Raw genomic sequence first — 12502 nt, 5'->3', positions numbered from 1 at the left:
ACGTTTTTATTATTGATATTTAATTTTCCTCGTTTTAACCATTTTCGTCTTTTTCTTTTTCAACTTTCCACTTTCCGTTTGAATATGGCTATATCTTTTTTTAGAAATCCAATTTCCTTTTTTGTCATACTTATATTCAATTGTATAACAAACATTATCATTGTCATTCCAATTTCTTTTGTAAAATATTAAGTCTCCTTGCTCATTATACCTATTCGAAGGTTTTTGTTTTTTGTCTCCAGAATAACTAATTGCTCTATTGTTAGAATTAACCAATTCATTTTTGTTGTTATATTGATTAACAACCACGACGTTATTTTCCAAATCGTATTCTGCCGTTTCATAACCAATTAAACTACCATTGCCATTAAAGTTCTCCAGCCTAATTAAGTTTTTTTCATTGTCAAAAAAATATTGCGCGATATTGGTAATTTGTTTTTGAGAGTTGTAATCTATCTGTACAAAATTTCCTATTGAGTCATATTTATATTCGGTGTGTTTTGTTTGATAACCAATTATATTTATCCATCTTTTGTTATCAAGCCTAACTCTTCTTTGCAAACTGTCATATTTATAAATATTTAGCCAAATCAACTTATTTTTATCATCGAATCTTTTTAGGCTTGTCAATTGCATTGACGTGTTGAAGTCCTTATGCTCAATTTCAGTTTTAATTCCGTCGGAATTATAAAAGCTTGTTTTTTCAATTATTTGAGCAAATTTGTCATTCTTGTCGTATTTGGTAGCATTAGTATTATAACTCGCAATTGACTGTGAAAATGTCAATTGTGATAAAAAAAATATGATCGATAATATTATAATTCTCATTAATGATATTCGTTTTCGTAAATGTACCCTAACGGTTTGGCTATGGTTTCGTTGCGTGAAAATCCGCGAGGATTTTCCGCCGTAAACCGAAGATAGCAAATTTGCGAGGACTTTCCGAGAGGAAAGTCAGAAGCAATGAACTATAGCCGTTGTTGTAGCTAGTTTTTTTCTTTTTTTAATTCTCTTTGTCGTTCCTTTTCCTCTTTCTTCAGACGTTTCTTTTTAGCACTATCGGTTTCTATTTCAAATACAATTGGCAATGAGTATTTTTGGCTGATTTTTTTTCCGTTGTATTCTGCTGGTGTCATTTTCGGAAGTTCATTCAAGATTCTAATAGCTTCTTTTTCAAATAAAGGATGAACTGAACGAGCTTTAATGTCAACAATATTTCCTTGTTCATTGATAGTGAATATAGTCAGCACTTTTATTTTGTCACCACCTTTATAGTTTAGTTGTTTTGCGATGCTGTCAAGTTTGTCTCTATTGTCAGTATTAAAAGATTCCGAAACTTTTTCAGATAAGTTATTTTGTCCAAATGCAAAATTTGTCAGAGTTAAGATTAAAATGATAATTATTTTTTTCATTAAAGGTTTGTTATAAATGGCGGTTTGGTCAAATTAGCTACAATGTGTTTGTATAAGATTAGTTGCGTGGTTTAAGCACCTAATTTAGCAAATACAAACCTAATAGAAAATCCGCGAGGATTTTCGTAAGTAGGCTCCTACTAAGCAATTAATTTTATACGGTGTTGTAGTACATTATTTTTTTAATATTTATAACTCAATAATTCAATTTCTTTATCATAGGGTGTAAATATTTTTGAGTTTTTTATTACAATTGGAAAATAGTCAAAACCTGGTTTATACTTATAAGGAAATGTAACAGCCTTTTTTAGGCTAAAAATTAGTTCTTTTATCAAATCAATTGATTCATTATCTGCTTTTGAAATAATCGATACATCAATTATTTTTTTATTATTTCCCGTTTCTATTTCCACTAAAAACCAATTGTCAATAATTGATTCGTTTAATTTTAGTTTGTAGAAGCGTTTTTTTATTTTTTCATAAAATTCATCATTTACTCCAATGTCTGTTTTTTGTTCACACCGAGAAGGTCCAATTATCTTTAGTCGTTCTAAAAATATGATTCCAGTAAATGTTGCATTGAAATGATTATAATACAATTCATTTCCTAAAGCTGGTGATATAGACATTCCTTTTTTGAAAGTAAAATTTTCAAAATATTCTTTTCCATAATTCGTGTTTGCAGCGTAAAAGTTCCATTCTCCGTCTGGTAATCCGCTTTTTACATTTCCGGTTAATTTGGATTTTTGAGAACCCGAAATAGACATATAAAGGCTATCAATAAATTTTCCATTTCCATTCTCAACAATAATTTCTCCTAGTTCAGTACGCTGTTCCAATAGGAATTCGTTATTGTTTTTATAAATCACTTTTTTTAATGATTTACCATTTTTTGAGAAGCTCTCCCAAATTCCTGTTCTGTTTCCTAAAGCATATTCAAATTCCATTTTCTTTTCCCCGTTTCTATAAAATGAATTGAATTTTCCGTTTAGTTTACCATTTTGATATGAGCCAGTTAAGAATAAATCATCATTATTGTAAAAAACTTTTAAAGAATCTTTGAATTGAAAAAGTCTGTCGTCAAATTCTGCAATTAAGTAATATTTAGAGCAATCTTTGTAGGAGATACGAAAAACTCCGTCTAAATAAATTTTGACTTTTCCGTCTTGAGTTTTTTCTATTAAATCATCAAAATTTTCAGATTCTTGTGCAGCTAAATCTGTGTAAAAACAAAACAAAAAAATCGTTAAAAGTTTGAATGTTATTTGAAAATATTTTTTCACTAATCATTTTGGTTTTAATGTGCTACAACGGCTTGTGTATGATTAGTTGCGGGAAAGGACGCAGTCATTTTCCGCCGTAAACCAAAGATAATTAATAAGATTGAATTTCCGAGAGGAAATTCAGCCGCAATTAATTATACACGTTGTTAGGCAACGTTATTATTCAATATAATTATTCCCTTTTATAGTCCAATCTGGTAATTCTTCATATTCTACAATTTTCCAATTATTACAATGGAATGTTCCTTTTACTTTAAAATCATTTTCAATAAAGCCAAAAGGATTTAGCAATTCTAATTCATAATTTCCCCAAACATTTTGAGCAATTTTATAATCAAATCTGCTGATTTTAATTTCATAATTTTTAATTGAAGTTGAATCTATTTTTTTGTTTTCAAATTGTGATTCTGTTGATGCTTTAAAAATCTTAGTTTTCTCTACTATAGAATCTCTCAAATAAAAAGTCAGAAATCTATATTGTCTAGGAATTCCCATTTGAAATTCGGTCGCATTTCTGTTTCCTTTTTTAAGTTCACTCAAAGAAGGGAATTCAGTTCTAATTTGAATTTTTAAGGTATTGTTTTTAATGTTTTTTTCGCAATTACAAAATCCTATTAAAGTGTCAATTTGTTTGTTCGAAAAAGTATATATTAAGTCTACTTTTTGAAGTTCCAAAGTCGAATCTCTTTTGAAAGTCGAGAATTTATTTTTCTTAACTATTACAGTATTAGTTTTTGGTTCAATATTAGGCTCATTTTTTTTCGGTTTAATATCTTTTTTACAAGAAAATAAACTCATTAATAATACTAAACTTAATATGTGAATACTGCTTTTCATTAATGTTGCCTAACGTGTTCGTGTATAGTTTGTTGCGGAAAATCAGCTATGATTTTCCGTTGTATCACGAATATAGCGAATAAGAATGAATTTCCGATAGGAAATTCAGCCGCAATGAGCTATACGCGTTGTTGCCTGTAGTTTTTATTTCACTTTAAATTCTTTTTCAAACGGAATGTCAAATTTTTGTTCTCTATGATAAAAACGTAAAATTCCGTTCATTTTATAATTTCCAGTTTGCAATGAATCTAATTCAATGTCTGCAAAAGAGAAGTTGTCTTTAAGTTTAAAATTAATTTTTTCTTCTTTTCCATTGAGTTCGATTTTATTAATCAAAATGTGTCTGTTTTCCTTAATCGGTTGTCCAAACCTCGAAGTCAAAGTAAGTTTAATTCCGTTGTCAGTTTTTCTTTGGATTATGCTATCTACTTTAACTTTATATAAGCCATCAATTGAATAAGTTTGTCGGCTAGCATATTCAAATGCATAAGCCATTGCAATTACAAGTCTGTTCTTTAAGTATTTTAGGCTTAAATCATTAGATCCAGTTTTCGGCTGTTTAAATTCTTGTAATAAATAGTCTTTTCTATTGTCTACAATTTTAGGAAGCTCATTTAGAATTTTGTCTGATTCCACAACAATGTTTTTCAGATTTTTTTCTTTATTCTCGATTGCTTTGTTAATTGTAGAAATTAATGATTCAAACCTTGAATCCAATTCATTTAGTTTTTCAATTTCTCGAGAAGGCATCTCCTCAATTATTCTATAATATTCTCCTTTATTCTTATTCAGAGTTCGGTTATTGAATTCATAATTGGCTAGTAAAAATGTGTTAATTTCAATCAATTCCTCTTTTTGGTCTTTACAAGAGACGAGAATTAAGGTTGCAAAAAATAAAACTAAAAATTGGTTTTTCATTTATTCAATAAATATCAAAGGTTTTTCGGTTTGGGCGAAATTACTGGCAACGTGTTTGTATAAGTTTCAGTTGCGGAAAATCGGCAACGATTTTCCGTTTGAGACTGAAATAAAGAAAATTGCAATGAATTTCCGTAGGAAATTCCGCCGCAATTGAATTTATACATTGTTGTGTGCTGGCTTTTTTATCATTAAACTTTTAATTCGATTCGGATATTTATGGTTTAGGTAAACTCCAATTCCAAAAAATCCCATTATTAACAAAAAAGGAAAGAGAAATTTCAATTCAGATTTCACGTCATCCATATCATAGAGTATATTGTTTTCTCCAGTTGCAATTTGAAAAACTTCAGGTTCCATTTCAGATTGTTCACTTTCCTTAATCCAGACAATAGCTTTTCCAGATTTTTTTAATTCTCTCACAATTAGCTCATACTTTTCATTATTCCAACTCTGTTCAATGTTTTTAACTAATTTATAGTTTCGAGTATCATTTTTAAGATTTAATATTAGTTCCGATTTTACGCTTTTGTGCCCTTTAGAACTAACTCTTGTGTAAAATGCTTTTACATTTTCAACTTCTCCACGTTTTTCAATTAGAGACTTTTCTGTTGTGAATAAAGTAGGCGCAAAAAAATAAAATGCACAACCAATGCAAGCAATTCCGAACCAAAGTAATTGTCCAGCGTAATAATCTTTCCACCATTTCTTTTTACTGCTCATTCGTTTTTCAGCTTGCACACAACGTGTTTGTATAAGTTTCAGTTGCGGAAAATCGGTAACGATTTTCCGTTTGAGACAGAAAGATAGAAAATTGCAATGAATTTCCGAAGGAAATTCAGCCGCAATTGAATTTATACATTGTTAGCTTTAGTACTTTTATTTTCATTCGTTAAATAATTTGTCAAACCTCCATTTCTCAACGTTTTTAATTCTAAGTATTCTGTCAGCGATTTCAGAATTATATGAACATCTTGAGTTATTAAATCCAATCCAATTTGGAAAGAACTTTTTCGCCATTTTAAAAATCGATTCATCAAATTTTTTAGAGCGCATAACTCCGACATTATTATTAGGTCCAACAATTAAATTCATTCTATGGTTAAGAACATACTTAAAGGCGTCTTGTAAATGATGATTTCGACAATCCCATAATCCTTCGTCTTCCCAAATAAACGCTCCTGACATGGTTTCGTATTCCATTTTTGGGTTGTCAATTCTAGATTCCGCTGGTAACGTTTCTTTATTTCTAATGAATGTTATCCAAATCCATATTTTTAAAATAAAATTCATTAATAGTTCTGAGTGATGTATTAAAGCTAACGGTCTCGTATAACCGTCAGTTACGGTTTTAAAGTTAATGATTTTCGGTTAAGCACTGACGTTAGCAATTCCGAGTGGATTCGGACGTAGTCGAATCCGCCGTAATTGCGGTTATACATTGTTACCCAACGTTTTTTATTGCACGTTTCTCAAGTTCAGCTTCTAATTCAAGTCGTTTTTTCTTGTAGCTTCTCCTTGCTTTATTGAACTGAACGTTTTTCTCGTCCTCAATTAATTGCGCTATTACAAATTCAATTTCTTCATCGGTTAATTCGTTCGGGTTTTTGAAATGTAAGTCAGAATCAAATTCAGTTGGTTGAGCTTTTTCGTTTTCGATTTCATTAATCCGTTCGATTGGTTTTTCAGTTTCTACTTCGGTCAATTCGTAATCAGCTTTTGGCAATTCCGATTTACCAACTATTTGCAAATAATCACTCAAAATCCGTTTTTCCACAAAGATTTTTCCTCCGCCAAATTTGTGTCGGTCAGTCATATCTTTTTTCACTCCCGAAATCCAATATTCGTCTCCGCTTTCCAAGTCAAAATAGTTTCCGCTAATTCCCATTCCGTTCAAACTTTGGAATGCTTTTCCGTCAAAGTAAATTGTCTTTCCGCTTTTTGAGAAGGAAACAAGTCCAATCCACGCTTTTCCATTGTCTGAAAATCCGCTTTTCAATTCTAAATATTTGATTTCAGTTCGCATTTCTTAAATGTTGGGTAACGTGTTTGGCTATGATATGTTGCGGAAAAAATCCGCAGGATTCTTTCCGCCATAGCCGAAAGATAGTAAATTGCAATGAAATTCCGATAGGAATTTCAGCCGCAATGGATTATAGCCGTTGTTAGCAACTGGACTTTGTTTTTTCCACATAATATTCATTCGATTCTAATCCGTAAAGTTTATTCCGTTTTAATTCAGGATTATCATTAATTAATTCAATTAAATTTTCGGCATTCGCCTCTTTGTTCCTTATATAATCTATTGAAAAGAACCATTCTGAAAAATAGATTAGTTCCGAAATTCCATATTCAGATGCAATTTTGCGAAACACTTTTCTAATTCCATTTGTCAATTCAGATTGTTTCTCATCGGTAAAACGAAACCAAGCACTAAAAAGCTCAAAAGAACCAGAAAATTCTATAAAATTAGGGTTGTCAAAATAAACTTTCAGAGATTTGTCAAATAATGGCAATTCAAAGAGTTCAATTCCTTTTGACTGTGTCAATTTCCATTCATATTTTTCTGATTCAAGACCTAAATTGGATTTTACAAAATCAAAGTCAAATTCAGTCGTATTTAGAATTTTGCGAATTTTTTCTTTTTCGATTTCAGTCGAATCCGATTTTCTTATTCCTATTATTTGAATCCAAACTGCCATTGTGGTTTTTCGGTCTTGTTGCTAACGTGTTTGTGTATGGTTAGTTGCGGGAAAGGACGCAGTCATTTTCCGCCGTAAACCAAAGATAATTAATAAGAATGAAATTCCGAGAGGAATTTCAGCCGCAATTAATTATACACGTTGTTGTAAGTAGTTTTTTATATTATTCCAACTAATGTTTATAATACTCGGTTCGAAAATAACTTGTTTTTTCTGAAATATAATTATCAAAATACTTTCAATTGATGAAATGACTGCAAGGTTCAAGCTTAGTTTTCCGAGTCCGTGTGTAGAATTCAGGATAAGTTCCGATAGATAGAGAAACAAACTTGTCAGCCATAAATATCCTAAGATAGTTTTCGTAACATAAAATCTTTTATATCTCAAATAGGATAATAAAAGGACAATGGTTTTGATCGTTAAAATCAGAATTATAGGCGACCAGAAATTCAGTCCAACATTTCTTAAATAAATCACACAACCAGAAATCAAAATCCAAGATAAGTAATAGATTAGAACTGATTTGGTCTTTTCAATTCGGCTATACTTTGATATATCAAAAATTAAAATCATCAACAAAATAATATTAGCAAGAATATCAACACTCATTGAATATTTAAAAGTAATAATCAATAATGCAAATAAAAGACTTAATACTATTCTTAAATTGTCGTTCACTTAGTTGGTTTTAAATTACTTACAACTGTCTCGTATAACCGTCAGTTACGGGATTAAAGTTAATAATTTTCGGTTTAGTACTGGCGTTAGCAATTCCGAGTGGATTCGGACGTAGTCGAATCCGCCGTAATTGCGGTTATACATTGTTGTAGCACGTTTTTATTTATTCAGTTGGTTTTTAATTTTTTCTCTGTCGTATTCCAAAATCCACTCATCAAATCGGTCATAAATATCATTCAACACTTTCTTTTCAGTTGCAAGAATATCTAAACCTCTGTCGTCATAAATATGGAATATCAATTTTTTGTCAATATTCATAAGATAAACTTCTTCTCGAATACAAGGTAGCATAGTTGGGAAGTCCGTATTACATAATCCGATAATTAGATTGTCAATATTGATATTATTTATATTTTCTTTGATTAAAAGCCTATTCCATTTCTCATTTGGTTCATACCTATTCGCAACTTTATCAAATACATATTCGGTTTTTGAATCCGCTTTTAGTAGTTTAAATATATAATTCGATTTCTTAATCCGTTGTTTTCTCCACTTGTAACTAAATACAGATAAATAGACTGTGTCGTTTTGTTCGAAGCAAAATTCAAATAGTTTTTTAGCTCTGTGATAAACTTCGTTAAAACAATTGTTATTATCATTGTCAACAGGATTTGTAAATTCCTTTTGCAAGTCAAACCTTAATCCTAAATCCCAATTATAAAAAAGTGGCATTTTGATTTTCAGTCCGTTGAAATTATCTTTTAAAAAATGTAAATATTCAGTTTTTAGGTTCAATAGATTTCGGTTTTCTCAAATGTGCTACAACGGTCTCGGCTATGAGTTGTTGCGTGGTTAAGGTACAAATTTAGTAAGTACACACCAAACTGAAAATCCGCGAGGATTTTCAGAAGTAGGCGAGAACAAGCAATTACTTATAGCCATTGTTGTACCCAGTTATTTTGTGTTCATATTTAGTTTATATAAAATCGGTTCTTTCACGATATTACTGTCGTTTAAGAAATCCGAACTTTTCACTTTCCATATTTTTGGTCTTTTACTACCAACCTCATAAATAATATAGAAATAATAGTTTTCTTTATTTTCTGCAACTTGTAATTCATTTGCTGAAAGAAAGATATTGCTATTTCCGATTTTTCTCAAAGTTGATTTAACTTCAATTAGCTTTTCAGTACCGTCTAATTCATAAGATTTTATGTCGTAGCCAACACTATCATCTCTTTTTGAAATTTGGTCAACCAATTTTGCTAAATCTTTTCTTCCATTTTTCTTTAAGAATTGTCTTTCTGCTCTTAAAACAATTTGTTCTCCTCTGTCTCCAATTCGTTTGAATTTTCTTGAACGATTTGAATAGTCAACCTTTGTTTCTTTATTCTTCTTTTTTTCTGTTGGTTCTGGAAGTTCGTCTGTTTGTAATTCAACATAGTCAAATTTCAAACTCTCAATCGGTGGGAAATCTTTTAGGTTAAACTTTTTGAGCTCTTTAGAAATATTTTCTTCCTTAATTTCGTCATTGGGTCTACCAAATGATGAATACAAGAATTTACTAAATTCATAAATACTCCATTCTTTCATTACTTTGTCACTGTTCTTGAAGTCAAGTAACAAAGCTTGTTTGTCTAATTCCGATTTCGAGTCATTATCTAAACCAAGATTGTTGATGAAGTAATTTAGATGTTTTGCAGAAAATATGTTTAGAAATTCATTTGGATAATAAACAGACAAAATTTTCCCCTTGAACATTGGCGAAATTGGATTTTTCTTTAAAATCGTTAAATCGTCTTTGTTTTCAATCAGTTCAATTATCGCTGAAAGAATTTTTTTAAGTGCTACATTTTCATCTGTTCCGTATTCTTTACGTCCAATTCGATATTTTGATTTTGAGTTTTTCCCAAATTTACCATAATATACTCCGAATTTGGTGGCGAAACTTCCGTGAATATTTCCCCATTCGTTTAGGTCATTTTCTATTCGGTTGCAGAATGTTTGTCCGCCTTTTCCTGTAACGTATTCATCAAGAGTTAATGTCCGAATTCGGCTGGTTGGATAATCAGAAGTAAATTTTTTCCGTAAGCTGTTAATTTCTTTAAACCCTGAATTAAAGTCAGCTCTAATTTTTTCAAATTCAATTTGGTAATCTCTTAATTCAGTTATTTTCATTTAAGTTCAATGGTTGGTTTTAATTGGGTACAACGGTTTTGGCTATGATACGTTGCGGAAAAATCCGCAGGATTCTTTCCGCCGTAGCCGAAAGATAGCAAATTGCAATGAAATTCCGATAGGAATTTCAGCCGCAATGGATTATAGCCGTTGTTGTGCGTAGTTATTTTTTAGTTTTTCAAATTCTTTTTCGTATTTCTCAATTCGAGTTTTGTCTTTTGTCGATAAAAGAAATGGTTTTCTTTTTCCGATAATCATTCTGTCATAAACCAAATTTCCATTTTCATCTTTTATCTCAATTTCGTGATAAGGTTGAAACATTGAGCATTCCGTTTTGGTCAATTTGACCGCAAGATTTGCATATTCTTTTGTTGGGAATTGATTGGAAAGTTCGAGTATTTTTAAATTCCTCAAATTTGCAATTGGTTCGAGAGATTCGTCTCCGACTTTTATGTTAGTCAGTCTCAAATATTCCAATTGAGAAAGTTTAGATAGTGGTTTTAAGCTGTCCACTTTTAACTTTTTATCTATTCCACCATCCAATGACAAACTTTTGATTTTAGTCGCTTTCTCTAATGCTGACAAGTCCGAAATTTTAGAATAATCTCTAATTGCCAATTTTTTCAAATTTGGATTAGATTCTATATTCCAAAGTTCAGTCGCTTTTGTATTCCATTCTGTTATTAGAGTTTCGCATTTATTCAAATTTTCTAAACAGCTTAAATCTTTTGCAAGAAATTGGTAAAGACTCACATATTTTGGTTGATGAATCGAAAAAATTTGTTCAATGTCTTTTTCTTTAGCTCCAATTAACCAGAGTTTTTCAATATTCAGTTCGTTTAATAGCTTTCTGTTTCTTACATCTGCACGAATATGCAATTCCGTTTTAGAATTATCAAAATCAGCCAAATCAGAAGTAAATTCTGGTTTATTCTCAAATCTGTCTATTGTAATATTGTTCATTCTCTAATTACGCACAACGGTCTCGTATAACCGTCAGTTACGGAATTAAAGTTAATAATTTTCGATTAAGCACTGACGTTAGCAATTCCGAGTGGATTCGGACGTAGTCGAATCCGCCGTAATTGCGGTTATACATTGTTGGCAACAGTTTTTAATCTTTTTGTTAATTCAGATATTGTCATTTTCTGAATTATATTATTTGCATTTGCACTTAAAATATCGTCATTTTCCAATTTTAAAACCATCAATTCAGATTGTTTTTTTAATTTAAGGAAAGACTCGTTTTTTTGTATTTCGACAAGTTTAGTGTCAAATCTTTTTTTCAAAGTTATTGTTCCGTTATTATTCAGCAATTCAAATCCAGAGTAATCTATTAAACGCTTAATTCCATTCAAAAATTTAACACCTAAAACACCGATAGCTATCATTCCGATTTCTATAATTAGTGAAAACATACTGAATTCACTTTCACTTGAAAAAGAACCAATCAAACCTAAAATTCCAAAAAATCCGATTATACAAAATATAATTCCTAATACAATAGCGATAATATCTATTAGTGTTGCTCTGCCTGTTCGAGTTACTTTGATTGATTCGCCAAATTTGTCGGCTTTAAATCCAATATCTTTTAAATAATCAAGATTTTTTATTTCGGAAACTTTTTCTTGAATAGTGTTTTCCAAATCCTCAATATTCTCATTTAGATTTCGTCGATTTAATTCTTCTTTCAAATTTAGTTGTGATTGGAATGTCAACTTTTTGTGAATTGCTAAAAGTTCAATTAATTCTCTATCAGTTTTTTGTTTGTACATAGTCTCTCTTAAATTGTTGCCAACGGTTTGGCTATGGTTTCGTTGCGTGAAAATCCGCGAGGATTTTCCGCCGTAAACCGAAGATAGCAAATTTGCGAGGACTTTCCGAGAGGAAAGTCAGAAGCAATGAACTATAGCCGTTGTTGTGCAACGTTTTTTTATTTCCATAAATGCTCATTTTCGTTTAACCATTTGTCTGCAAATTCAGATGGTCGAATTACTTTTAGGAAATCCGAAAAAGAGCTACTTATACTTTGTCCATTTTTTATTAATTCAGATGCGTCGTTTCCGCAATCGTGATAAATGTATATAACGCTTGGATTTTTAACTTTTGCGTTAATGTAAAAACCGTCTCCACCTTTGTTAGTTTCTTCTGCGATACAGATATAATTTTCTTTAATCAATTCAAAACCAGGAAATTCTTCGGTTGCAATAAATTCAATATTCTCAATGCTGTTAAATTCCGTTGGCATAAAAGGAAGTTCATTCTGTTTCTTGCTTTTAAGAGTTTCCCAGCCATAATTAAATGGAATTCCAATTTTTAATTCAGCAATTGGAAATTCAGTAAGTAATTCAACATACCAGTCTGGGATTTGATTCTTAACTTTTCTTTTAAGCTTTTGGAAAATGCTTTGTTCAGTTTTAAGTCCTACTTGATTTAATTCAGGATAATTCTTGAAAAGTTGTTCAATATTTTCTCTTATTTTTCTTTCCAATTT

At 30.6% G+C, this 12502-nt stretch carries 14 protein-coding genes; all 14 read right to left on the bottom strand.

The annotated features are described in order from the left end of the window. Window positions 1–9 precede the first annotated feature (9 nt). The 14 genes from IFB02_RS02530 to IFB02_RS02465 all read right to left on the bottom strand — a co-directional run bounded on the left by IFB02_RS02530 (window position 10) and on the right by IFB02_RS02465 (window position 12499). The gene (locus tag IFB02_RS02530; protein WP_191073008.1) at window positions 10–828 is read right to left on the bottom strand and encodes a hypothetical protein; all 819 of its coding nucleotides are present in this window, start codon (window positions 826–828) and stop codon (window positions 10–12) included. Window positions 829–986: 158 nt separating this feature from the next. After that, a complete protein-coding gene (locus tag IFB02_RS02525; RefSeq protein ID WP_191073007.1) occupies window positions 987–1412 on the bottom strand; it encodes an energy transducer TonB in 426 nt (141 codons plus the stop codon). Between the two features lie 182 nt (window positions 1413–1594). After that, window positions 1595–2695, bottom strand: coding sequence for a toxin-antitoxin system YwqK family antitoxin (locus tag IFB02_RS02520; protein WP_191073006.1), 1101 nt, complete (start codon window positions 2693–2695; stop codon window positions 1595–1597). Window positions 2696–2854: 159 nt separating this feature from the next. After that, window positions 2855–3532 carry a hypothetical protein gene (locus tag IFB02_RS02515; protein WP_191073005.1) on the bottom strand — a complete coding sequence of 226 codons (678 nt, stop codon included), beginning with the start codon at window positions 3530–3532 and terminating at the stop codon, window positions 2855–2857. Window positions 3533–3676: 144 nt separating this feature from the next. Continuing rightward, a complete protein-coding gene (locus tag IFB02_RS02510; RefSeq protein WP_191073004.1) occupies window positions 3677–4450 on the bottom strand; it encodes a hypothetical protein in 774 nt (257 codons plus the stop codon). A 159-nt stretch (window positions 4451–4609) separates the two neighbouring features. Continuing rightward, on the bottom strand, window positions 4610–5191 hold the full coding sequence (locus tag IFB02_RS02505; protein WP_191073003.1) for a hypothetical protein: 582 nt from the start codon (window positions 5189–5191) through the stop codon (window positions 4610–4612). Between the two features lie 144 nt (window positions 5192–5335). Beyond that, complete coding sequence (locus tag IFB02_RS02500) at window positions 5336–5743, bottom strand: hypothetical protein (protein WP_191073002.1); 408 nt, start codon at window positions 5741–5743, stop codon at window positions 5336–5338. Between the two features lie 151 nt (window positions 5744–5894). Further along, entirely contained in the window at window positions 5895–6476 is a 582-nt protein-coding gene (locus IFB02_RS02495; protein WP_191073001.1) for a hypothetical protein, read from the bottom strand. A gap of 139 nt (window positions 6477–6615) precedes the next feature. Continuing rightward, window positions 6616–7152: a hypothetical protein gene (locus IFB02_RS02490; RefSeq protein WP_191073000.1), complete on the bottom strand. Its 537-nt coding sequence runs from the start codon at window positions 7150–7152 to the stop codon at window positions 6616–6618. Between the two features lie 837 nt (window positions 7153–7989). Then, on the bottom strand, window positions 7990–8625 hold the full coding sequence (locus tag IFB02_RS02485) for a DUF3885 domain-containing protein (RefSeq protein WP_191072999.1): 636 nt from the start codon (window positions 8623–8625) through the stop codon (window positions 7990–7992). A 159-nt stretch (window positions 8626–8784) separates the two neighbouring features. Then, window positions 8785–10008 carry a DUF3883 domain-containing protein gene (locus IFB02_RS02480; protein ID WP_191072998.1) on the bottom strand — a complete coding sequence of 408 codons (1224 nt, stop codon included), beginning with the start codon at window positions 10006–10008 and terminating at the stop codon, window positions 8785–8787. A gap of 141 nt (window positions 10009–10149) precedes the next feature. Then, complete coding sequence (locus tag IFB02_RS02475; protein WP_191072997.1) at window positions 10150–10971, bottom strand: leucine-rich repeat domain-containing protein; 822 nt, start codon at window positions 10969–10971, stop codon at window positions 10150–10152. A 128-nt stretch (window positions 10972–11099) separates the two neighbouring features. Continuing rightward, the gene (locus IFB02_RS02470) at window positions 11100–11783 is read right to left on the bottom strand and encodes a hypothetical protein (RefSeq protein ID WP_191072996.1); all 684 of its coding nucleotides are present in this window, start codon (window positions 11781–11783) and stop codon (window positions 11100–11102) included. A 158-nt stretch (window positions 11784–11941) separates the two neighbouring features. Beyond that, window positions 11942–12499 carry an SMI1/KNR4 family protein gene (locus tag IFB02_RS02465; RefSeq protein WP_191072995.1) on the bottom strand — a complete coding sequence of 186 codons (558 nt, stop codon included), beginning with the start codon at window positions 12497–12499 and terminating at the stop codon, window positions 11942–11944. Window positions 12500–12502: the final 3 nt, after the last annotated feature.

It is taken from the genome of Mesoflavibacter profundi, assembly GCF_014764305.1.
GTDB lineage: Bacteria > Bacteroidota > Bacteroidia > Flavobacteriales > Flavobacteriaceae > Mesoflavibacter > Mesoflavibacter profundi.
The sequence above is the reverse complement of the archived record's forward strand: the minus strand, read 5'-3'. Positions and strand labels throughout refer to the sequence as shown.